Below are 22688 nucleotides of genomic sequence, written 5' to 3'. Positions count from 1 at the left end.
TATCCCCGGACGGTAAACTTTTGTCTTCCGGGTTGATCGCTTTGGCGATAGACAAGGTGACCGGTTCTGGAAATTTGTAGAACGGATCTCCCGGTGTCTGGTTGGCCCCCACCTGCTTGTTCGCATTGCCGGAATTCGAGCTGCCGTTCGCGCAAGCACTGACGAACAAGGTAGTCAGCATCAGCAAGCATATAAGCTTTCTTCGCATGGTCTATTCCCCCTTTTTATGAAGCGCGACTCGTGATGAACACAAGTTATTGTAATCGCTTTCTTATCTTAGAATAACCGACTTGAGGAATGACAGAGTCCTGCACCTATCCGGAAAAAAGTCCTCATTCTATTTAATTTCGCCCGCAGGTAGGCCTCATATTCAATAAAATGTGAAGCTATTGGCTATCAAATGAGCCCTTGACAAGCTAAAGACCGATTCTCTGTCAGAATCGGTCTTGGGTTTTGCCTAAAGAAGCGGCGGTACGATATATACTTGGCAACATACCGCATTGCTCACGGAATACCTTGCTGAAGTATTTCTCGTTCGGATACCCGGTCTGCACCGCAATCCAATAGATTGGCCGGTTGCTGTCCTGAAGCAGCCGCTGCGCCAGCTCCATTCTGGCCTTGCGTACATAATGGTTAAAAGGGAGATCTACAATATCGTGAAAGCATTGACTTAGATAGCTCTGGCTCAAGTTTACCTCCTCCGCTACATCACGAAGTGTAATCTGTCGACTAAGGTTGCGGTGAATATATTCGCATGCCTTCCATACGCAGGCGGCCACTTCAGGGGAATAGGCGGGCTTGATTAACTGCCCAGCCAGTTCTGCCCGAACCTGTCGCAACCAGTTCCGCCAGTTTTCCCAAGAGCGACGGGCTTCTGCAGGAGGTGTTCTCATCTGGTGAGAGGATACCAACACTTCCCACTGGGCAGCCGCGGCGAAGAACAGGCTCTCCAGTTTTGCCAGCGGCAAACGCGCTTCATAGAGTGCCTCAGTCAAAGCTGCAAAGCGTTCCTCATGCATGACCCATTGCAGAGACGACCATTCCTGCTGCATCGATTGCAGCACCGCATCATCCGGCTGTCCGCTGCAAGCGTTTAACTCCTGCAACTTCCGTGACATGCAGCGCATATCCGGTCTCCAGACATAGAATAAATGCCGATCCCGGTAATGGATTAACGCCTGCCGAATAGACGGAATCTCAACATCCTTCAGGCCTGTAAGCAGCATGACGGTTCCCTGCTTCAGAAAGTCATCTTGCTGGATACGTTTCCAGATTTGTTCTTCCTTCTCCGTCGTCAACTCGAACCATAAGCCGTCGGCGACTGACTCCAAATTACCACTGCCCATAGAAGGACGGTATCGTTCCGGTTCAGCTATGCTCGGATCGGTCATCCAGACGACACCGGTATCGCTGCAGGCATGCGTGCTTGGCGCATAGGAGGCGTCATGACGCCCAATCTCGCGAATTCGGGCTATAATACGCGCCAGCACTCCATCCATCTGATCCTGCTCCAGCTCGGTCTTTACTATATAATCAATAGCCCCAAGCCGCAATGCCTCTTGCACATATTCGAAATCTTGATGGAACGTCAATACAACAGTATGAATTCGGGGATATCGTTCACGCACTTGGCGTATCAATTCGATGCCGGTCATGCGCGGCATCGCGATATCTGTAATGAGCAGATCCACCTCATGCCGCTCCAGGAAGAATAGTGCATCCTCTCCATTGCCCGCTTCGCCTGCGATGCGCAGATTAAACATGTCCCATGGCATAAGTGAAATAAGCCCTTTACGCACCAGTCTGTCATCCTCCACAATTAATACGTCCATGCCAATCCTATCTCCCTTCTATCAATGCAGGGAGCGTGATCGTTATAGTCGTTCCCGCCCCAAGCTCGCTATCTATACGAATGGATACCTCATCTTCATAATGATACCTCAACATACGGATGACGTAAGGTACCCCTATGCCCATTCCCCGTTTGTTGCGCTCCGGTTCCGTGCCGTCTTCGGCGATCAGTTGCTCAGATGCCTCACGGCTCATGCCAATGCCATTATCGGAGACCATAATTCGAATACGATCCGGTTCCTCGCCGCATATATCAACACTAATACTGCCATCGTCTTGAATGCCGTGGTAAAGTGCATTTTCCACGAGAGGCTGCAGTATGAATCGGGGAACGCCTACTTCCAACTGCCCCGGCTCCACCGAGATACGGATATCAAAGTGGAATTGATATCGAATCTCCTGCAGCTTCACATAATCTCGGAGTGCATCCAACTCCTCCCGAATCGTGGCCATTTCTCCATTGCGAAGATTGTAATGAAGCACCCGGTTCAATGACGAAATAAGACGGTCGATCTCCTCCTGACCGTTCAGACGAGCGAGCCAGCGGATGGTATCGAGCGTATTGTGGACGAAATGCGGATTGATTTGGGACATCAACTTCTCAACTTCCAGCTTTGTCTTGTTTCTCTCTTTCAACTTAATGTTCTCGATTAGCTGTTGGATCGTGATCTTCATATGATGGAATCTGCGCAAGGAAAAATCAAACTCTTCCGTACCGGTCAGCTTGAGCGAGGTGATGAAATTATTGTTTTCCATTGATATTATTTCCCTGTTCAAGCTTTTAAGTGGCCGGTATACAGTCCGCCAGATGAGATAAGCGAAAGCGACGCTCACCCCAAGGGAGAGCAAGGCCACAATCATGAACTGCAGAAACCAGATCGTAACCTCGCGCTTGTAGGATTCAGCCGGAATGACCGCTACGATGCGCCAGCCCTGATTGCTCCTCTCATCGAAAATGTAACGGTCACTTATCTTGCCCAAATTTCCGTCCGAAGCAGCGGCATATCGCGAGCCTACCGGAAAATGGACAGGATCCTTACTATAGACGACCACCTCGTTGGGATCGACAATAAGATGGGATACGTTCATGCCATATTGCAACTCATTGAATACGGTATCAACCAGACGGTTGTCCGTCTCTATGTAGATATAGACATTCTCCATGTCGGGTACATCGATCTGACGTGTAATGGAGAGTACCGTGCGGTCGAACTGCGCGTTCATCGTCCGGTGCGGGCCGTAGTACGTCATCCATTTAAATTTTGTGAACAATGGCAGCTTACCCGGATCAAAATCGGGCCTCACCTGCAGGTTCGGGAATAGAATCTGCCCTGTATCCTCAATGTAGTACATCATTAGCCCGATGTTGGGGTTGGTGGAGGTGAGCAGATTCATCTCTGTTTCAATTTCACCTGAAAGTATCTTCTTGTCATACGGATTCCCGTTCCCATCCGCCAAATATTTGTATATATTTTGTCCGACACGGCCGTTAAAGGCCAGTTGCTGCGAGACACTATTCATATTATTCAGCGCATTTTCAAGGGAAACACGGACTTGCTTGAGGTTGCTGTGGATCCCGGTAGATATTTTAGTTTCCAGGATGGAGCGCATAGAGTAATGTGAGATAACACCCAGGAGGAAAAGAGGAATGATGGAGCTTAGCAGCAATATGACCATGAGCCTTTTTTTGAGCGAGCTAGGCATGATGTGGAGAATGGCCTGGCGAAGTCTGGTTGGGAAATCCATGAGCGTAATCACCTTCGGGTTCTTAATTATTCGGGATTGTAAGGGGTTCCAAAATAATACTGCATTTCTCGTTTACTTACTCCCATAACTCGTTTATAGATTAACCTACAATGGTGAATATTAAATGTTAGTTTCTACTTGTTCGAGCTTACACTGAAAAGCCTGGGTACACAAGGCTTTCCAGCACAATTTCCACGAAACTTACTTTTCGAGCATCGTTACCGAGTTACTATTTGACAAAACAGGAGGTCGAGTATGAAAAAAACAAGTATGTGTACATATTTCTCAGGTGAACCAATAATTCCATCCCCATGATATGTTTCTTTATCGATATTTCGTGTTCGAGCTGATCAATTATGGGATATAAGATGCCATTGATTAAGAGCAATCGGATGATGTTGCCATTGTAGTACGAATTAATGATAGGAACACCAAAATGTTTCAATCCATTTCACAAAGCTATCTCCCTCGCCTCGCTCCACAATATAAAAAATTAAGGAGAAAATATATTCCAACAGCCACGGCTAACAGATAGAATAGGTAAGGATAACCCTCGACGTGACTCGCTAGGGTTATCCTTACCTATTCTATCAGCATGCAGATACGATGATTGATATGTGGGACTCATGAGCGGCTCGCGAGTGACTCCGCCGCGGTGACATACCGCGCTGCATGCTCCCGCAACTTCCCGTACTCTCCCGCGCATATCCACTCCGGGTTCACGAGGCTGCTTCCCACGCCGAACGCGCTAGCGCCCGCTGCCGTATAATTCGCCATGTTGTCCGGATTCACCCCGCCGGTTGCCACCAGCGGAATGTGCGACAACGGTCCTTGAAGTTCCTTCAAGTAAGAAGCCCCTAACGTTCCGGCAGGGAACACCTTCACAGCCGTCGCTCCGAGCTTCCAGGCGCGGACGATTTCCGTCGGCGTCATCGCTCCCGGTATAATCGGCACGTTCGCCGCGAGCGCGTATCGGATCGTCGCCTCGTCTACGTTCGGTGTGATCAAATATTCCGCGCCCGCATCAATGGCTTTCGCCGCCATCTCTTCGTCCAGCACCGTGCCCGCGCCGATTCTGGTCCGGTCCCCGAATCGGTCTCGCCAGCGGCGGATGATGCCGTAAGCGCCGGGCGTGTTCAAGGTCACTTCGATCAGGCGGATACCGCCGTCCGCCAGCGCCTTGGCCGTGTCATCGGCGCGAACTTCGGGTACACCTCTCACGATGGCGATGACCTTCCTTTGGCGCAGCTCCTCCAACAGTTCCATTCGTTTATCCCCTTTCAACCGAATCGATCGGATCAACTGGTTCGACCAGTTCTTTACCTCGTCGCTTGCCACTTGCCCTGCATCAGTCCTTTAAAGAACAGCCCCGTCGGCACAGAGCTATCCTGAACGGCCAGCCCGACGTCGAGGCCTTCCCCCGCAAGCGTCCGCAGGACGAGATCCCCGAACGGGTCCTCACCCAAGCGGCCGATCCAACGGGCTTGCTTGCCCAGCCGGGTCAGCCGATCGCTACGTTGGATTCCGATCCAGCCACGGATTGGCCGTACAGAGGCGCGTAAGCGATCGGCCCTTCCGTTATGGGCTGGAACAGCACCATACTCTCACCGATCGTGACGACGTCTGCTTCGTTCGGTCTCATTCGATTTCCACGATCATCTCGATCTCGATCGGCGTGTGAAACGGAAGTTCGTTCGTGCCAATCGCCGAGCGGGCATGGCGCCCTTTCTCCCCGAACGCCTGAACTAGAAGCTCCGAAGCACCGTTAATGACGAACGGCTGCTCTGCGAAACCCGGCGCCGAGTTGACGAAGGCGAGCAGCTTCACGACCTGCTTGACACGATCCAGGTCGCCGATATGATCCTTCAGGACAGCCAACGCATTGACCATAACCTGGCGCGCTGCGGCCTGCCCCTGCTCGATTGTCAGATCCGTTCCAAGTTTGCCTTCATGCAGCAATACCCCATTTACGCGGCAATCGAACCCCGACGTATAGACGAGATTGCCAACCGTTTTCGCCGGCACGTACTCCGCGATCGGCTTCGGCGCGTTCTCCAGTATAACGCCAAGCTCCTCTAACCTTTTCTCTACGATCGCCATTACTCCGTTCCCCCTTCAGCTGTTGTAATTGTATTGTCCAGCTCCACCAGCCACTCGGCCACGCTTTCGACGATCGCGTCCAAATACCGTTGACCCTTCTCCGCGCTCGCTTGATCCGCGGAATCCGAATACCCGTTGCGACCCGTGATTACACCGTGCTTGCCAACGTAGTACCCTTCCGCTGCCGCCCAGCCGTTCACCGGATGTCCTGGCCGAATCCGCCCGGCGTCCACGAACCCGGGGAACATCGCCATGACAAGCGACGTCTCGAAGCCTCCCGCGTGCCCGGGTACGAGTCCCGTTTCTGAAGCGTCCGTCTCGTCCAGCGCGTGCTTGGCGAGATGCCAGTAGGAGGCGGCCGCCATCCAGACGTCATGCCCGACCGCCGTATCCTGCGCGACCTGCGTCATGATCTGGTGGTTGCCCCCATGGCCGTTCAAGAAAACGATCCGCTTGAAGCCGTCCTTCACCAGACTCGTCGCGACATCCGTCAGTACCCGATGATACGTCGCCGCGGAATACGAAATCGTGCCGCCGTAGCTCAGATGATGCTCGGAGCAGCCGATACTCAGGATGGGCGCCATCAACACCGGTATCCGGCCCGCTAGCCTCTCGATCGACTTGCGCGTCACGTACTCGCAGATCATCGTATCCGTGTTTACCGGCAGATGCGGACCGTGCTGCTCGGTCGCCGCTAGCGGAACGATGATGTAGCCGCCCCCGCGGGCGAACGCGTTCAGCCGTTCCCTCGTATAATGCTCAAAATGATGATCGCCGCCCGTCGTTCCCGAATTCGCCGGTAAGATCATGACGCTCAACTCCTTAGTAGCCGACGCACAGATGCGGCGTCTCGATTTCCTTGCCTTCATGTAGCGAACGCATCAGGGCGTCAAGCGCTCCCGTCGTCAGCAGTGAACGCTCCACCGGATACGGAGCGTTGCGGGTGTGGATGAATCTTTCGATCGCAAGCACCAGATAGCTGAAGTGGCTGTGCGGCTTCTGATTCTGGAGGCGGAACTCGACGCAGACCGGCTCTTCGCCTTCTGCGACCTGATAAGCTGAGACGAACATCCGCCCCTCGGGCTCCGCAAAAATCATGCCCGCCTGCAGCCCGTCTGCGTACTCGAGCTCAACGAACACCGGCTTCTTCAGTTGATACGGGAACATATCGATGTCCCGCAGGTTAACGAAACCGCCGAGCTTGCGGTAAATCGCATTCCAGTCGTCGGACAGGATCCGGTCGATTGCCGCTTGCTCCGTGAACGTCCGCACCGCACGGATTCCGGTTTCCCCTCCTGCCCGGTTCTCCGCAACGCTCTGCATCATCTCCATCGTATGATAGCAATAACGTTCTACGTCGTCGTAGGCGAAGCCGAGCATCTTATGCATCGGAGCGCCGTAAGGAATGCTCGCTGCCGCCGGTCGCGGAAGCTGTGGACAGAAAGGCAGTACGGAGCTGGACATGAACGGAACGTCGTGCTTCTTAATCTGCTCATACATCCATTCGATGTCTTCTTGAACGATCGCAAATCCCTTGTCCGTAAACACCGGAACGACCCGGCCGAACTCCAGCATGACGTTCAAGCATTCTTCGAAGAACGCGCGCCGCGGGTAGAGGATCTGCCCAATTTCGTTCTCCGGATATTCGCCGAGCTCCCCGATGACGATGATACCGTCCAGCTCGAACGTATCGCCGCCGTGCAGCAATGCCTCGCGTATGGAGGGATACAAGGAGACGCCGTGCTTGTCCGCCATGTCCTTCCCCATGTCGTTCGCAGGGAATTGATCGATGAACATCGACACGATATCCACCGTCGGTTTGTAGGTTCTGCCGTTTAATGTGTAGCCGTCCATGAATTTCGTAATGATGACATCGGCATGGTTAGTAGACCAATATTCGGTAATAATGGCCGCGACTTTTTTATTCGGTTTGTTCATAGTGTAATCTCCCCTTAATAATGGACCGCGTATTTGAAGTCGATCGAGCGCAGCGTCGTATCTGCGACGTCGACAAGAATGTTTGCTTCCTTCACTTCGCTGTAATCCGGCCGCGTCCCGGAGCGAACCCGGTCACAAGCCAGCTGCAGCTCACCCATGAGCGCTTCCAAGCCGAATTCGTGCAGATCAGCACCGCCCGGAAGCTCCACGGATCCGCTATTCCACGGATCGCCGAGCAAATACTTCAGGTCGCTCGTATCGATATCGATCCGTCCGGCGTCTCCGATCACGGATAGCGATCCGCTGGTTAGCGGCCCATCGCCCTCCGGCGTCCAGACGTTGGACATCGTTCCTTGCACACCATTGTCGAACTCAAACTCAAGCCGTTCGATGTTACGGATGCCGTTCTCAAGAGCTTTGGAGCCGAATGTCTGCATCCGGTCGAACTTCACCGCTCTGGCCAACCAGAAGGCGATATCCATCTCGAACAGCAAATTCTCATAATACGTCGGCAGCCTGTCGTAATGCTTCCGAAGCGATACGCTGCGTGATCTGCGCAGCTCTATTCTCTCAAGCTTGCCTATCTTGCCTTGTTTAATAGCTTCATAGACAGAACGGTATCCGGAATGGGCGCGCAGCAGACGCGGCACGAACAAGTTCACCTCGCGCTCGATTGCCCGTTTCCACAGTTCGACCGCTGCAGCCGGATTCGTCGCGAACGGATGCTCCGCGAACACATGGGCGCCCGCGGACAAGGCTTGCGACACCGGCAGGAAATGGTCGGTTTCGTGCGTGACGACGCTCACCAAATCCAGCTTCTCCGCTGCCAGCATATCGTCGACATTCGAGTAACATCCAACGATGCCGTAAGCGTCCGCGACCCGGGCGAGCCGTTCCGGCCGAATGTCGCACACCGCGACAACCTCGGCGCCATTGACCTTGCCGAATGCTTGCACATGGGATTCGCCCCATCGGCCCAAACCGATAACCCCAACTCTAACTATAGTCTTCATCGTTACCTCTCCATTCCCGAGCCGTCACTTGATTGAGCCGGCCGTCAAACTTTTAATCATGTATTTTTGCAGGAAGATGAATATAATCGAGACGGGAACAGTCGCGACGAGCGATGCCGCCATCATATCATTCCATTCAATTTTGTTCTGCGTGACCAGCTGACCGACTCCGACCGGAACCGTCTTGAGGTTCTCATCCGACATCATGATCATCGCGAACATATACTCGTTCCAGCCCATTACGAACGAATAGATCGCCGTAGCATGACGAGCCCGAACAGCGTGTTGACGAGACCGACTTGCGTCATGATTTTGTAGAATGGAATGAGCAGCATGATCGGCGGAACATTTGCGTCACGAGCAGGAAGGTCAAGTAAAAGCCCTTTCCCCTGAACTGGAACCGGGATTAATGCAGCGAAGCTCTTTTTTTCTGTCTGTTCATGCTTAGACCTCCTATATGACTACCTTTATTTCGATTCCCCCGGAGACTGGAATTTATCACTCCCGCGGGTCTATAATGGAGGGATAGGCTCCCGTGAACCATTTTCGCGAACGGCTTGTACGGTCCGTCTTCCGTCCGAATCGGAATCGACCACCTAAGAGTAACATTTCCCAAGATCGAAGAACATTTCATAATGTAAACGCTTTTTATACTTTTGGAGACAGAAAACGGATCGCATACAAGACAAGCTTAACGATCAGCCCCAGGAAGGAGCATCCGGCATGCAGTATCTCTTTCAATTATCCCGCGTATACAACGCCATCCATTTGATCTCGATTTACTATTCGAGCGCCGAACGGAATTGGTCGTTCCCTAACCATCGCCATACGATTTTCGAGTTCAAGCATTGCCTAAGAGGGAAAGTCGAAATAAAAATAGATGGAATCGCCCACGTCATCACGGCCGGAGAATCGGTCATCATGAAAGCAGGCGCCTACCATCAATTAATGATGCTGGAGGACAGCGTTTATTTCGGTTTCCATTTCGATATCGAGATGCCTTCGATCTATTCGATCTTCCAATCGATTCCCCATCCGATCGTCGACGAAGGGCTGCGGACGTTTGTCTCGGAGTGGCTGCAGCAGTTCCTGAGCAATTACGGGGAAGATTTCGATCAGCTGCACCATCTCCCGAATACGCCAATCAATAATTCGGTCGAAAGCACGCTGAAGGCGCTGAAAATGCATTCCAGCTTCGTGGAATTCCTCTATATGCTTGCGGAGTTCTATCATGCCAGCTCGCAAGAGACGGAAGACGTGATTCCTCCTTCTCACAAGAAGATCGCACATCAAGTTGCCTACGAGCTAAACAACACTGAACGGTATAACCTGCAAATCGGGGAAGTCGCGAACAAGCTGAACCTGCACCGGACGCACATTACGAATTGCTTTAAGGAAGTGTACGGCATGACGCCGAAGCAGTATTTGATGCAGCTGCGGAACCAGAAAGCGAAGCAATGGCTGACGGAGACGGATCAATCGGTAGAGGAAATCGCCGACCGCCTGATGTTCTCGTCTCCCGCCCACTTCACCAAATATTTCATTCAACAAACCGGAAGCTCTCCGTCCCATTACCGGGCAAAAAAAGACATCCCCTAGATTTCACCCCACAGGCCATTTTAAAAGGGCAAACGGAACCAACGGTACAAATGCCAACCGGCGTATTGCCAGCAAACAGAAGCATCGATCCACCAAGCGCAAAAGGGTTCCTTCTTAGCTGACTATCAAAGTCAATAGCTAGAACGCGAGCTTCTTTTGACAAAAGATGAGCCGTGCCGAAAAGCCTATAGAGGAATGCCTATATGCGTCGCGATTAGATTACAAAATATTGAACCGTAGCATCGGTACCGTCGCGTGAACATGTTCATATGCATTTCCGCGACTTAACACTAAAACCATAAACGATACCTACACCGGTACTATAAATATTTGGTACTTTTTGGATGGAGCTATTCAATTCATAATGATGGAGGGTTGCAACCACACGAAATCATTTATTTGGAGGGTTTTATGATGAAAACATGGAAAGGTTTATTGTTAACGTTTATGCTTGCTGCTGTTACCCTGCTCGCTGCTGTTCCTGCTTCTTCGGTTTCTGCGCGGATGTCGGAAGATCCGATCGGAGGCGGCGGTTATGATGGAGGAAGCACTGGTGGGAGCACTTCACCTTCATCCTCTATCCAAACAATTCCTTCTTTAACCACAGAGGCTTCCTGGCAAAGCTCCAATGGCGGGCGATACATGTACACACGGGCTACACTACAGCGCTCGGGAGCACTTGCCGGCCAGCTTGATGTCGTTACTCGAACGAAAAACAACGTCAAATTAACCGGATTTACCGGCGGCGTCTTCCTTTTGCTGCGAACAGCGGACGGAGCCGTCATCGGTGCAACCGATCAACAAAAATTCGGCGTAGACGGACAATGGATCGGCCGTTATGATCGGACGGATTACTGGTCCTGGTCCTTCAGTCCGGAAGTCGCGGCAGCTACAGCCTACATCGAAATCATTCAACAGCATTCTGCGAAAGATCTGGATGATCAGCTGGCCTACTGGCAAAGTACGGTATGCGGCAACTTAGACCGTTTAGGCTTGCCTAAACCCCCTTATGGCTGTCCCCAATAAAACAAACGGCTTTCCCCATTTTCATAAAGTACCGGACTTTCGAAGTTCGGTACTTTACTTCACCCTTTCAGGTTACCGGGGTTTTCTGTTAGGTAGTTAAGAATTGAACTCCATTTGTTCTTATCCCCGCAGGTTCAATAGAAATGATTTTTAATTCAAATGGTAGCAAGCAGTCGCTTGCAATTGATTAAATCATCCTCCCCTCGCCCGCCCCTAGGATTATCCCTTCATCTGTCGTTTTTCTTATCTTTGAATATGCTGATTAAAGCTAAAATTGTATATGCAGCTTAAACCGTATTTTTATCTGATTACTCTCGAACTGAACATCGTTCACCGTCACAACATCCTGCGCTGGCAAATCAAGCGGAATGACAATCGTTTCAAGTACACTAAGCGGAAGCTGCATCGCTTTTACAGAAAGAGATTTCGGCTTAAGAACTATGTTTGGAGATTGCCACTCCAGTGAATATACCGCATTCAGCTCAGCAGGAATTCGGTCCTTATAGGTAATATTCATTCGAGCGATCATCTTGTCCTCTTCTAGATCAAAGTGAGCTCCATCCAAACGAATATCGTTTGCCAGCTCCAGAGACGTAGCCCCTGATTGGCTGCTCGTGTATTCGTCCTTCATATGCTTTTTGATTAAATGATTAATATCAGACTCTGTAAGGACGAGCTCTGGCTTGAATTTTTTGACCATATGAAGTGCTTTCGCTTTCACATCAATGGGTGTATAACTCATGTCCAGCCGTTCATCCGGCGCAATATAGGATAGGAACCACCAAACCGCACCGCCAAGCAGCAAAAGAATGACAATAACGCTCATCAACACTCTTTTCAGCGTTTTTCTCATTCTAATCCCCTCCTCGCTTATGATAATGCTATAATGAATCCAATCATTTTTACAAACTGCTCCTAAAAAAGCCGAAAGGATGGTCACCTATGAACGCAAATCATGTACCGACGCATCGTATTGGACTTGAAGAAATCGTTCAAGCACAAATGCATTTAAAGGATATCATTATACGTACACCACTTCAACATAACCGTGTACTGTCCGAGCGATTTGATTGTGATGTGCTTCTAAAACGAGAGGACTTGCAGGTCGTTCGCTCGTTCAAAATACGCGGCGCATATCATATGATGCGCTCTCTCTCACCTGAGACGCTGGCTAAAGGCGTTGTTTGCGCGAGCGCTGGCAATCACGCGCAAGGTGTAGCCTACTCGTGCCAAACCCTTGGCATCCCCGGAAAAATATATATGCCCAGCACGACTCCAAGGCAAAAGGTGTCGCAGGTAAAATTTTTTGGCGGATCACATGTTGAGGTCATTCTTACCGGCGATACCTTTGATGACGCTTATGCCGAAGCAGTCGCTGAGAGCAACCGCAATGGCCTCGCCTTCATTCATCCCTTCGACGATCCCAAGATCATCGCAGGAAACGGAACGGTCGGCCAAGAGTTGATGGAAGCGGCAGATACCGCGCCTGACTTCATCTTTGTAACCGTCGGCGGCGGCGGTCTAGCAGCAGGCGTGTCTGCTTATGTGAAGATCGTCTCGCCTGCAACGAAGGTTATCGGCGTTGAGCCGGAAGGAGCACAATCGCTAAGAGTTTCACTTGATGCAGGTGAGGTTAAGACACTAGAGCAAATCGACAAATTCATTGATGGCGCAGCTGTTAAACGAATCGGAGATTTGACCTATGAGCTGTGCCGCGATTTGCTTGATGATGTGATTGCCGTTCCTGAAGGAAAGGTATGTACAACAATGCTTGATTTGTACAATGAGAATGCGATTGTAGCTGAACCTGCAGGCGCACTGGCCATAGCTGCGCTTGAAGCCTATCGCGAGCAAATCAAAGGCAAGACCGTTGTCTGTGTTGTGAGCGGCGGCAATAATGATGTCGATCGGATGCAGGAGATCAAGGAGCGCTCCCTCATTTATGAGGGTTATAAGCATTACTTTATGCTGAGCTTCCCACAGCGCGCTGGTGCGCTGCGTGAATTTCTTGACAGTGTACTTGGTCCTAATGATGATATAACACGTTTCGAATATACAAAGAAATCAAATAAAGACAATGGCCCGGCACTCGTCGGCATTGAGCTCAAGCACCGAGAAGATTACGAACCGCTTATCGATCGAATGACGAAGAAGGGCTTTCAATTTGTAGAACTGAACAAGGACCCTGTTCTATTTAACTTGTTAATTTGATCTGTATGAAGTATGAGAAACGCCCCGCTTCCACTAATGGAAACGGGGCGATTTATTTTACCAGGAGTATGCGCGCGGAGCATCCCCGCCAGGACCCGGGAATATCTCATCCATTCGTTTAAGCGCTGATTCATCTAAAGAAACTTCAATTGCACGAAGTGAACGCTTGAATTGATCCAGCGTCCGTACCCCGATTATCGGAGCTGTTACAGCTGGGTTCGCGAGCAGCCATGCCAGTGATACGAGATCCTCCGGCTCGCCAAGCTCATCGCAGAACGCAGCATATGCATCTAACTGATCGCGGTGCTGTTCCAATCGTTTAGCATCACCGCTGCGGCGGCCTCCATCTTTGCGACGGTGGTTGCCTGCCAGCAGGCCTCCGTCAAGCGGACTCCATGGAATAACGCCGAGCCCTAATTCCTTCGAAGCCGGCAGCACTTCAAGCTCTGGCAGACGACAAAGCAGGTTGTATTTATGCTGCTCAGAGACGAGACCTATTCCCCCTCTTGCCTTCGCTTCACCCTGCGCGACAGCAATATCCCAACCGGCAAAATTACTAGAGCCTATGTAACCAACCTTTCCTTGCGACACTGCCGTTTCGAATGCTCCCCACAGCTCGTTCCAGTTGGCGCTGCGATCCACATGATGCATTTGGTATAACTCTATATGATCTGTTTGAAGCCGCTTAAGCGAACCTTCCAAATGTCTGCGAATTTTATATGCGGATAGCCCTGCCTCGCGGTTCGGACCATCATGCTCATCATGCATATCACCGTATACTTTTGTAGCAAGTACTGTACGTTCGCGACGTCCGCCGCCTTGCTTAAACCATTTTCCGATAATTTCTTCCGTACGACCTGCATTCTCACCCCAACCGTAAATGTTTGCGGTATCAAAAAAGTTAATGCCCGCATCTAGAGCAGCATCCAAAATACGAAATGATTCCTTCTCATCGGTATCCACGCCAAAGTTCATCGTTCCCAGACATAAGCGGCTTACTCGAAGTCCTGATCTTCCTAGTTTCGTGTATTGCACTCTAATCATCGTCCCTTCATTTTGAATAGGATGGATTGCATATTCATTATACTAAAATTATACAATGTAACCAAACAACGTTCGATTACGTTTTATTAATAGCGTTATGACTGCTAGTCAGCTTCTAACCGCATATAGCATAGTAAATATCGTCATTTTGGATATTATGGCTAACTTGCTTATAATGGATATAAGCTCATTAGCTTAGCTCGTTTCGGAGCATCGATATCGAGTTATCTGCGCTGGTCTAGGGACTAACGTTCTGGTATTGTTTACTTATAGCAGCTGCTCTTGGACTAGCCTTCTTATTTATGGTTCCCATTTCCGACATTCGATGCAAATGAAAAAGCTACAAACAAGTAGAACGGAGTTAGATCTATGGATGATTGGCGCAATTGGCTGGAATATTTAAAACATTTGGATCTGGATTCGATCCAATGGACATTGGAAAGCTATTCGCAGTGGGGACCGTTTCCCGGCATTTTACTTCCGATGATTGAATCTTTTCTCCCTTTCCTTCCGTTATTTCTTATCATTGCAGCTAATGCCAATATATATGGCCTTGGCTTTGGCTTCCTGTTTTCATGGATCGGTGTAACTGCTGGCGCTATCACTGTATTTTGGATTAGTCGAAAGCTGGGCCACAACGTGAAGGGTCGGCTCGAGCGGCGTTTTCCAAAATCAGTACGGTTTTTCAATTGGATCGAGAAAAAAGGCTTCACACCGCTGTTCCTGCTTGCATGCTTCCCGTTTACTCCATCCATCGTCATAACGATCATCTCCGGCCTCAGCAAGGTGCCATTTCAAACTTTTTTGCTGGCTACACTGCTTGGCAAGGCGGTTATGATTTTTTGCATTTCGCTAATCAGCTTTGATATTGGCAATCTCGTCGATGAGCCTTGGCGTATCTTTGTCTCGATTACCGCAGTACTCGTTATGTGGTTTGGTGGCAAACGGCTTGAATCGCGATATCAGGTGAATGGGTGAGGTGAATGAGCATAAATACTGCATCCATTCTGAGTGGTTGGATAGCGCAAGTGCAAGTGTCACCCCCGCTGCTTTCATGGTTTGACGTTGGTGCAACGACAATCGTATTAATTATTGCAGGTACTCTGCTTGCAGGTATGTTTATGTTTGTTCGAATTGTTTCTGACGATTCGGACAAACATAAGGACATTAAAGAGATGGTGGAGACACTGTTCGGCACGCCTGCACATCTTCGACCATCGCCAGAGCAGTCCCCTGCTAATAAGGAGGGCGTTGCTGCTCAAGGTCATGGCGTACTTGCCGATACTGCTAAAGCAACATTTTCCGAGCCATGTCCCGCTTGCGATGAAACCGTAACCGAACAGGATTCCACATGTCCCTCCTGCGGGCTCCAGTTGTTATAAGATTCGCTCATTCCCTTCACTCCGTACTCATACATTTCATCCTTTTGTGGCACACTGTTGAGGATCTTCTTCTGAAGACAAAATAAACGATGATGATAAATCTCAGGAGGGTGACCCAATGTCAGGCAAACAGCCATCCGATCAACAGAAAGCGGCAAGCAAGGCGCAATCCCAAGCAGACCGCAATCGAGGCAGCAAAGAGTTAGCAAGTGAGCTGCAGTCAGATGCCGATCGCGCAGCGGTGCCTAAGCACGGATTATAAGCACAGGAAGGTTGGTTGACACCATATGAGCAATAATGATTATAACCATAATGAGATGAATCCACTATCTGGCGAGCCGGTTGAAGTAAAAGGCACTTATCGGAATGAATGGGGCCGCGAGGAGCAGCTCGAACGCGGAGACGTGTTCCCAGCAGATCCGATGCTCGGAACGACAGAATGGCAGCTCGTTGAGCTCTACTTTAACAACCATCATCAAGGACATACCGACCCGCGATTGGTACCGCATGATGATGACAAAAATCCAGAAGCTCATATGCAGCATCCTCGCCGTCATAAAGGCAGCAATAAAACTGACGATGATCAATAAGTAATAGACTGTTGCAATAAGCGTAATTAAAAAAACAGCAGGTAAGAGACGCTTAATAGCGCCATCCTATCCTGCTGTTTCTTTGTTGTATTGTACTTTCTGCAACAGAAACCTTACATGCGGCCCTCTTACGTGAGCTACGCTGCAGTTATACAATAGATATTACTCACGTTTGTGAACTATGTAGCTGATTTTAAAGGATTCTATTGCAGTAACTACAGTGTAGGGCTCGATGTGCTGCCACGGAGCTACTTCTACTGCAATAACTGCAACGTAGGTTGCATTGTGCGGCTCTACTTGGCTGCTTTTGCTGAAACAGCTAGAGTGTTGATCCCAATGTTTGCTGTTTGCCCTCGGTGATACTTCTATGCAGTAACTGCAACGTAGGTTGCATTGTGCGGCTCTACCTGGCTGCTTTTGCTGAAACAGCTAGAGTGTTGATCCCAATGTTTGCCCTCGGTGCTACTTCTACTGCAATAACTGCAACGTAGGTTGCATTGTGCGGCTCTACCTGGCAACCTTTGCTGAAACAGCTAGAGTGTTGATCCCAATGTTTGCTGTTTGCCCTCGGTGATACTTCAACTATGTCTTCCTGCCTCTGTTGCGCCTATACTAGCTCCTAGGGCGATGTCAGAGTCTATTGCTTCGTCCCATTCTCCGATTCCTCTGCGCCTCCGCGCTTAGCATTTTCCTCACGCTGAGCGACTTGGTCGAGCAGCTTCTCCAGACGCCGCAAATGATAGGCATATTCGAACACCCCAGAAGCGACAAAGACGAGACGCTTATGCTCGTCCGGATCTTCCATGATGTACGCTGTTAACTCCTTAACAAACCGCGCCTCACGTTCTTCCTCCGGCTCAATGAGCGCATTAGGCTTCATTTTTCCCTCTGCTTTGAGCAAAATATGCTCGTGATACTTCGATAAATCCTCAATTTGCCGATCGAAGCGCAGCGCCCATTCACTAGCGCTTGGCGAGGAAAAATAATGCTCCTCCACAACGTCGAGGAGATCCGCGCCTTTTGTAAGCGTCTTAATCATCTGCTTGGATACAAGCAGCTGCCGAGCATGGCTTGTTTTCGTTCGAGCGAGCACTTTACGCTCCTCTTCAAATACAGAGTGTCGTTCCTCCAACTTCCGAAGCGTCTCATGCAGCTTGTCCTTCTCTTGGCGGAAAACCTGCTCTTTCATCTCATTCGATATCGCCGTACGAAGCAGCAGAGAAAGCTGTGTGTAGGCTTGATGAACCTGCTCTGTGAATTGCCGCCTTGGACGCGGAGGAAATACAAGCACGTTAACAGCGAACGACGCGCCGATCCCGGTCAGTACCATTAAAAATCTCTCCAGCGCCACATACCAACCTTGTCCATTCGCCTCCATGATGGCAACAACGGTAACAAGAGTCAGACTGATCGTACTTTCCATTTTCAATCGTATACTAATAAGAATGACGACAATACAGACGAGTCCAGCTGCTATTGCCGTATGACCGAAAAGTTGAACAGCCACTATCGCGATTACTGCACCAAGCAGATTGGTTTGCACTTGATCCGCAACACGCTGCCAAGAGCGGTAAATCGATGGTTGTATCGTAAAAATCGCCGCAACCGCAGCAATCAGTGAAGAATCGAAGCCAAAGAAACTGCTCAAATAAATCGCTAAGGCGACAGCCATTCCCGTTTTTAAAACTCTGGCGCCAATCGTCATGTTAATTCTGCCTCCGTCACAAGAAGCTCGGCAGCAGCTGCCTCTCTCCCGTTCACCCACAATGTTACATGATGAACTCCGCTATAATGTTTCCGTGTCGTTAAATCCGCGAAGCGGTGGACACGAACACCCGAAGCTGAGGCTCCTCCAGCATACTCGCGATCCGATAACAGAAATCGTTTTAGCGACGTTTTGCCGCTGGATTTCACGAACGCAATGCCGTATTCGATACGCAGCTTTGCCGGCTCTCCCTCACGTAGCTGTACATTATAGCTGAGAGATACTTCGCCCCCAATCGCGACCTTATCCGGAGATACCGTTAGGGCAGCAGCTGTCACCAAAGGACGCTCCAATTCCTCAGCTGTCTCGTGCTTCGCATACCCGAATAGTTCCATAATCTGCGGACTAGATTGCTTAATCAGCGTACGACAGCCATGGCGAATGATCCAATCTGTATTCGTATCCTTACCTATCCAAGCCTTTGCAAGCTGAATAACAAGCTCAGGATGGTCTTTCGCAATATCATTCAAATTGTTAGCCACACTTTTACGTACATATAGAGAAGGATCAGACTTCAGCTTCTCCAAAATAGGTACAATCGGTGAGGGATCCCGCTTAAAGAGCGGCAGCGCCTGCGCCCATGGCAAACGAGGTCTTATTCCCTCGCTCGCCAGTCTTCTCACATGTTCATTCGGATGGTCTGCCCACGTAAGCATTTGTTTAGCCATACGCTCGGGATCACTCAAAATGAACGATCTAATTGCAAATTCTGAGGTTGAATACTCCGTAAACCTCTCAAGTGCTGCTAATGATAACTCCCAGTTTTGCGGCTTCATTCCAAACACTTCAACGAAGTCCGGGAAAAAGATATAAGGGAGCCCTTTACACTTGTCATCTATTTGATACAAAACAGCCAGTGCTTCATCATAAGCCTGCGGCAATGAGGCGCCTAGCGCTTCTGTTATCTTTCGTGCGCGTGCCTTGAGTTCCAGCTGCTCCCAGCTTCCATCCCTTACAAGATCCACGAATGCTACAGTATCAAATGAGGTCCACGCTGTCTTCACCAAACTTGCAAACTGTTCCAAAAACATTCCATCATACATAGCCTTAAGCGGTTCTGCCAACGTACATCTCCTCCTCCAGCTATTATACCGAAAAAAATGATTCGTTCACTACTAACAAACATTATTCATTTATTCAGACTTCTTTAACCACAAAAAAAGCTCCGAAACGCTCCCGCAAGAGCGCTCCCGAGCTGTCTTCAATTTATTTAGTGCTAAACGTAACGTGAAATGATATCGGACAACTGATGAGCAATCGTATTCGGTCCAGCTGAAAGCTGCTCATTCGTGAAGCGAGCCCGAACGAATGATTCATCCATATCCATTGCCTCTGCAAAAAAGCTAGACAAGCCGCGTGCACGCCGGTCAATTTGAAGTACCAGTTCAAGCTCACGGTCCGAAGGATAAAACATAACCTCCACCTCATCAAGCTGACCGCGGAACTGCGTTGTCGGAACAAATTCCAGCTCTTGAACAAACGGCATCTTGCCGCCTAAGCGGGAAGAATACTCACACTCAGCCTTGCGAAACCGGAAGCCAAGCAGATTCATCGCCTCAAGCACCGTATTCATAGCAGCCGTTGGGACCACTTCGATTCGATCGTTATCACCTGGATCAACACCGCCGCGAACGTCTAATTCCGTCTTCACCCATACTGGTGCACGGCCGATTGTAAGCGGAGTTTGATGCGGCAGTTGAAAGGAGAACGGTACCTCGCGTTTTTCATTTGCCTGCAGCGTAAAGGGGGCGCTCACATGATAACGGCCTACCTCACCATGCTGCGTAATTTTATTGTCATTGCTTTCGCGAATATATTCTGTCATGACTGAAAGCTGAATCGTTTCTATGCGCTGTTCCACATTGCCGCCTTGAATCTTTACGATACCGCGGACCTCTTCGCCAGGCGAGTAACGAGGCTTCTCCAACAACGTATCAATCTTTGCCGAACCAATACCGATACTTGCCAAAAAACGATTAAACATGAAACCAACCCCCACTCAAATTTTGGTGTACCTTTACTACTTAAGCCTATTACGGCGCTTTAAAAATTAGGTTTCAAATACTATTCACCCTTCAATTTATTGTAAGTGAACTGAAGGTGTTTCTCTTCTACTCATCTTCAGTAATTATGATAGAATGTCTTTAGTAGAAAACTAGTAGGAGGATTTGCGATGAAAATCATTAAAGAGTTTAAAGAGTTTGCAATGAAAGGCAATGTCATCGACTTAGCGGTCGGGGTCATTATTGGGGGAGCATTCGGTAAAATCGTTACTTCTCTCGTCAACGATGTAATTATGCCGCCTATAGGTGTGCTTTTGGGTGGAGTAGATTTTAAAAATTTAAAACTTCCTCTTTACACCAAAGAACACGCCGCTAGTGTAGCCGATAAAAATGATCCCACTTTGTTGCCCACCCTCAACTACGGTCAATTCATTAACGTTATGCTGGACTTTATAATCGTTGCATTTTGTATTTTCATGCTTGTTAAGGTAATCAACATTTTGCGCCGCAATGATAAGAAAGAAGCACCTCCTGTCGAAGTAACTGAGAAGGATTGCCCTCATTGCTTGTCCAAAGTGCCTATGAAAGCAACGCGCTGCAAGCACTGCACATCTCAACTTGAGGCTGCTGCGCATGGCTGATGAGCTGTTCGACATCTATGACGAGCAGCTTCGGCCGCTAGGCACCGCGACGCGCGCGGAGACTCATGCCAAAGGTTATTGGCATCGCTCATTCCATTGCTGGCTGACGCGACGCGAAGAAAACCGTAAATTCGTACGGTTTCAGCTGCGTCAATCCAGCAAGGATACGAACCCCGGCTGCTATGATATTACGGCAGCCGGCCATTTAACCGCGGGCGAAACCACACGTGATGCCATCCGGGAGCTTGAGGAAGAGCTTGGCGTAGCTGCCTCGTTCGAGGAGCTCATCCCGCTCGGACAAATTCGTGAGGATATAAGCGGAGAAGTGAATGGACAAGCTTTTATCGACCGTGAGGTTAGTGATGTTTTTGGACTCGTGTGCGAGCTGCCTTTGACTGAACTTCAGCTGCAGCCTGAAGAAGTGGCTGGCGTATATGAGGCCGATCTGGATGAGCTAATTTCATTGTTTGAAGGCTCTTTAACCGAGCTGTCTGCGCAAGGTGTTGAGCTTGGCGGACACAATGGGCGTCTAATAATGGTCCAGCGCTCCGTTTCGGCGAAGCAGTTCGTGCCGCGCGACTTTTCTTATTATAGGCATGTACTTCAGGCTTTACGGGATTGTACTTAAAGGAAGCCTCGCCTTTGCTCGCGGATTCACGAACTCCCCATGCTCGCTCCCAATTGGTATACCATTGATCAATTAATCCATGTATGTTATAAAACTCGGTGTTGCGCGGCGCTAGATCAAAGTCATTCAGCTCCGGCTGATTGTACAGCCGCGCCGCCATTTCATGAAAACAACCGTGAAGGTTGCTTTCAATAAAGCTTCCAAGCTGGTCGGCTGACGTGAACGAACGCGGATTAGACAGCACTCTCTGCTCAGCACTTGCATTAAAGCAGGGGGCGCGCCTTATGCCGTCAGGAATCTGGTTCCAACCGGCCACCCAACTTCGGTCATAGCCCATCGAATCATGCCAGCTGTATACCTTATTTATAAAATCGCGATGAAATCGCAAAAATCGTTCGCCATAGCCAGGCGGCGGTACAGTCCCCGGCACTAAATGATTCTGATGGTGCCATACACCGTGTTCATCTAACAATGCTTGCGGAAAATTAGGTATTCGCGGCAACTTCGTCCCCTCCCCACTCATTCAATATTTTTGGCTCTCACTCCTATAACGTATGCGATTAACACAGACGCTGTGATTTCCCTTTCATTTTAACGACAAAGAGGACTGTCGATTTATCATCTCAGACAGTCCTACTTCACAAATTTGATTACCAGAAGCGGCGACGGCATTCATCGTGCTCTCTTTTGACGCAAATATCAAACGTAACAGTTACGTCATTTCTACCAAACGAACAGAAAATTCTGACACAATCTTTGTTTTGTGCATGGAAGAAGCAAACTACTCGGCAGTGACGATCTAGCAAAGATTGTATTGTTCTTGCGTCACGACAACGAATTGCTCTCACAAGTTTTTCTGCTGTACGCTCATCTTTCAGCTGCTTAAAGAAATCACTTAGATCTTTCCCTGCTTCTTGCATAGCTTCAACAGCCGGATCTTCTCTGCGACCGTTGCTTCTATGATCTTCTTTGCATCTGCAGCCAGAAGTACGGCTATTTGCTTGACTAGTTGAGTTGAAATTGCTAACTTTCAATTTTGTTTTGGTGGACATTACTATCCCCCCTCCCCCCTCGAACATACTCTATTCTATGTAAATATGAGAGAATTGCATGGACGAGTAACCCCCTGTCAAATGTTGAAATTAACGGTT

25 protein-coding genes and 1 pseudogene are annotated in these 22688 nt (G+C 49.5%); 9 read left to right on the top strand and 17 right to left on the bottom strand.

The genetic code is table 11. The annotated features are described in order from the left end of the window. The 11 genes and pseudogenes from AC0YN6_RS19560 to AC0YN6_RS19510 form a co-directional block, all read right to left on the bottom strand. Positions 1-208, bottom strand: a pseudogene (locus tag AC0YN6_RS19560) (hypothetical protein); the annotation flags it as partial. A 226-nt stretch (positions 209-434) separates the two neighbouring features. Beyond that, positions 435-1832 (bottom strand): response regulator transcription factor, encoded by a 1398-nt coding sequence (locus AC0YN6_RS19555; protein WP_475748843.1) that lies wholly within the window; start codon positions 1830-1832, stop codon positions 435-437. A 7-nt stretch (positions 1833-1839) separates the two neighbouring features. Beyond that, positions 1840-3372, bottom strand: coding sequence for a sensor histidine kinase (locus tag AC0YN6_RS19550; RefSeq protein WP_475748842.1), 1533 nt, complete (start codon positions 3370-3372; stop codon positions 1840-1842). A gap of 849 nt (positions 3373-4221) precedes the next feature. After that, on the bottom strand, positions 4222-4863 hold the full coding sequence (locus AC0YN6_RS19545; protein ID WP_475748841.1) for a bifunctional 4-hydroxy-2-oxoglutarate aldolase/2-dehydro-3-deoxy-phosphogluconate aldolase: 642 nt from the start codon (positions 4861-4863) through the stop codon (positions 4222-4224). Positions 4864-4916: 53 nt separating this feature from the next. Further along, on the bottom strand, positions 4917-5063 hold the full coding sequence (locus tag AC0YN6_RS19540) for a hypothetical protein (RefSeq protein WP_475748840.1): 147 nt from the start codon (positions 5061-5063) through the stop codon (positions 4917-4919). 35 nt (positions 5064-5098) lie between these two features. Continuing rightward, the gene (locus AC0YN6_RS19535; protein ID WP_475748839.1) at positions 5099-5239 is read right to left on the bottom strand and encodes a hypothetical protein; all 141 of its coding nucleotides are present in this window, start codon (positions 5237-5239) and stop codon (positions 5099-5101) included. Beyond that, the gene (locus AC0YN6_RS19530; protein WP_475748837.1) at positions 5236-5697 is read right to left on the bottom strand and encodes a RidA family protein; all 462 of its coding nucleotides are present in this window, start codon (positions 5695-5697) and stop codon (positions 5236-5238) included. The genes AC0YN6_RS19535 and AC0YN6_RS19530 overlap by 4 nt, the downstream gene beginning before the upstream one ends. Further along, on the bottom strand, positions 5697-6506 hold the full coding sequence (locus tag AC0YN6_RS19525; RefSeq protein WP_475748836.1) for a creatininase family protein: 810 nt from the start codon (positions 6504-6506) through the stop codon (positions 5697-5699). The genes AC0YN6_RS19530 and AC0YN6_RS19525 overlap by 1 nt, the downstream gene beginning before the upstream one ends. A gap of 13 nt (positions 6507-6519) precedes the next feature. Continuing rightward, positions 6520-7635 (bottom strand): hypothetical protein, encoded by a 1116-nt coding sequence (locus AC0YN6_RS19520; protein WP_475748835.1) that lies wholly within the window; start codon positions 7633-7635, stop codon positions 6520-6522. Between the two features lie 14 nt (positions 7636-7649). Continuing rightward, positions 7650-8648 carry a Gfo/Idh/MocA family protein gene (locus AC0YN6_RS19515; protein ID WP_475748833.1) on the bottom strand — a complete coding sequence of 333 codons (999 nt, stop codon included), beginning with the start codon at positions 8646-8648 and terminating at the stop codon, positions 7650-7652. A 24-nt stretch (positions 8649-8672) separates the two neighbouring features. Continuing rightward, complete coding sequence (locus AC0YN6_RS19510; protein ID WP_475748832.1) at positions 8673-8870, bottom strand: hypothetical protein; 198 nt, start codon at positions 8868-8870, stop codon at positions 8673-8675. Positions 8871-9371: 501 nt separating this feature from the next. On the opposite strand from AC0YN6_RS19510, the gene AC0YN6_RS19505 reads away from it, so the two are divergent. Both AC0YN6_RS19505 and AC0YN6_RS19500 read left to right on the top strand, forming a co-directional pair. Further along, a complete protein-coding gene (locus AC0YN6_RS19505; RefSeq protein ID WP_475748831.1) occupies positions 9372-10247 on the top strand; it encodes an AraC family transcriptional regulator in 876 nt (291 codons plus the stop codon). A 411-nt stretch (positions 10248-10658) separates the two neighbouring features. Then, entirely contained in the window at positions 10659-11273 is a 615-nt protein-coding gene (locus AC0YN6_RS19500; protein WP_475748830.1) for a hypothetical protein, read from the top strand. 268 nt (positions 11274-11541) lie between these two features. Here the strand turns inward: AC0YN6_RS19500 and AC0YN6_RS19495 are convergent, their stop codons facing one another. Continuing rightward, on the bottom strand, positions 11542-12126 hold the full coding sequence (locus AC0YN6_RS19495; protein WP_475748829.1) for a hypothetical protein: 585 nt from the start codon (positions 12124-12126) through the stop codon (positions 11542-11544). Between the two features lie 89 nt (positions 12127-12215). Here AC0YN6_RS19495 and ilvA point away from each other — a divergent pair, with 89 nt between their 5' ends. Next, positions 12216-13484 carry a threonine ammonia-lyase IlvA gene (ilvA, locus tag AC0YN6_RS19490; protein ID WP_475748827.1) on the top strand — a complete coding sequence of 423 codons (1269 nt, stop codon included), beginning with the start codon at positions 12216-12218 and terminating at the stop codon, positions 13482-13484. Positions 13485-13541: 57 nt separating this feature from the next. Here the strand turns inward: ilvA and AC0YN6_RS19485 are convergent, their stop codons facing one another. Next, on the bottom strand, positions 13542-14519 hold the full coding sequence (locus AC0YN6_RS19485; RefSeq protein WP_475748862.1) for an aldo/keto reductase: 978 nt from the start codon (positions 14517-14519) through the stop codon (positions 13542-13544). 378 nt (positions 14520-14897) lie between these two features. On the opposite strand from AC0YN6_RS19485, the gene AC0YN6_RS19480 reads away from it, so the two are divergent. The 4 genes from AC0YN6_RS19480 to AC0YN6_RS19465 all read left to right on the top strand — a co-directional run bounded on the left by AC0YN6_RS19480 (position 14898) and on the right by AC0YN6_RS19465 (position 16500). Continuing rightward, positions 14898-15506 carry a TVP38/TMEM64 family protein gene (locus AC0YN6_RS19480; RefSeq protein ID WP_475748826.1) on the top strand — a complete coding sequence of 203 codons (609 nt, stop codon included), beginning with the start codon at positions 14898-14900 and terminating at the stop codon, positions 15504-15506. Between the two features lie 5 nt (positions 15507-15511). After that, positions 15512-15910 carry a zinc ribbon domain-containing protein gene (locus AC0YN6_RS19475; RefSeq protein ID WP_475748824.1) on the top strand — a complete coding sequence of 133 codons (399 nt, stop codon included), beginning with the start codon at positions 15512-15514 and terminating at the stop codon, positions 15908-15910. A 118-nt stretch (positions 15911-16028) separates the two neighbouring features. Beyond that, positions 16029-16172, top strand: coding sequence for a hypothetical protein (locus AC0YN6_RS19470; RefSeq protein WP_475748823.1), 144 nt, complete (start codon positions 16029-16031; stop codon positions 16170-16172). 25 nt (positions 16173-16197) lie between these two features. Then, on the top strand, positions 16198-16500 hold the full coding sequence (locus AC0YN6_RS19465) for a transposase (RefSeq protein WP_475748821.1): 303 nt from the start codon (positions 16198-16200) through the stop codon (positions 16498-16500). Between the two features lie 637 nt (positions 16501-17137). Here AC0YN6_RS19465 and AC0YN6_RS19460 read toward each other — a convergent pair. The 3 genes from AC0YN6_RS19460 to AC0YN6_RS19450 form a co-directional block, all read right to left on the bottom strand. Then, positions 17138-18205 carry an FUSC family protein gene (locus tag AC0YN6_RS19460; RefSeq protein ID WP_475748820.1) on the bottom strand — a complete coding sequence of 356 codons (1068 nt, stop codon included), beginning with the start codon at positions 18203-18205 and terminating at the stop codon, positions 17138-17140. After that, positions 18202-19329 carry a DNA alkylation repair protein gene (locus AC0YN6_RS19455; RefSeq protein WP_475748818.1) on the bottom strand — a complete coding sequence of 376 codons (1128 nt, stop codon included), beginning with the start codon at positions 19327-19329 and terminating at the stop codon, positions 18202-18204. The genes AC0YN6_RS19460 and AC0YN6_RS19455 overlap by 4 nt, the downstream gene beginning before the upstream one ends. 152 nt (positions 19330-19481) lie before the next feature. Then, on the bottom strand, positions 19482-20249 hold the full coding sequence (locus AC0YN6_RS19450) for a sporulation protein (RefSeq protein WP_475748817.1): 768 nt from the start codon (positions 20247-20249) through the stop codon (positions 19482-19484). Positions 20250-20438: 189 nt separating this feature from the next. Here AC0YN6_RS19450 and mscL point away from each other — a divergent pair, with 189 nt between their 5' ends. Together mscL and AC0YN6_RS19440 are read left to right on the top strand one after the other, a co-directional pair. Next, entirely contained in the window at positions 20439-20909 is a 471-nt protein-coding gene (gene mscL, locus AC0YN6_RS19445) for a large-conductance mechanosensitive channel protein MscL (RefSeq protein ID WP_475748816.1), read from the top strand. Then, positions 20902-21537, top strand: a complete 636-nt coding sequence (locus tag AC0YN6_RS19440; RefSeq protein WP_475748815.1) for an NUDIX hydrolase — start codon at positions 20902-20904, stop codon at positions 21535-21537. Before mscL ends, AC0YN6_RS19440 begins: the two co-directional genes overlap by 8 nt. Positions 21538-22187: 650 nt before the next feature. Here AC0YN6_RS19440 and AC0YN6_RS19435 read toward each other — a convergent pair. Beyond that, a complete protein-coding gene (locus AC0YN6_RS19435; RefSeq protein ID WP_475748814.1) occupies positions 22188-22589 on the bottom strand; it encodes a hypothetical protein in 402 nt (133 codons plus the stop codon). Positions 22590-22688 lie beyond the last annotated feature (99 nt).

Source organism: Paenibacillus sp. J22P15 (assembly GCF_056269345.1).
This window is presented reverse-complemented; position numbering and strand designations above follow the sequence as displayed.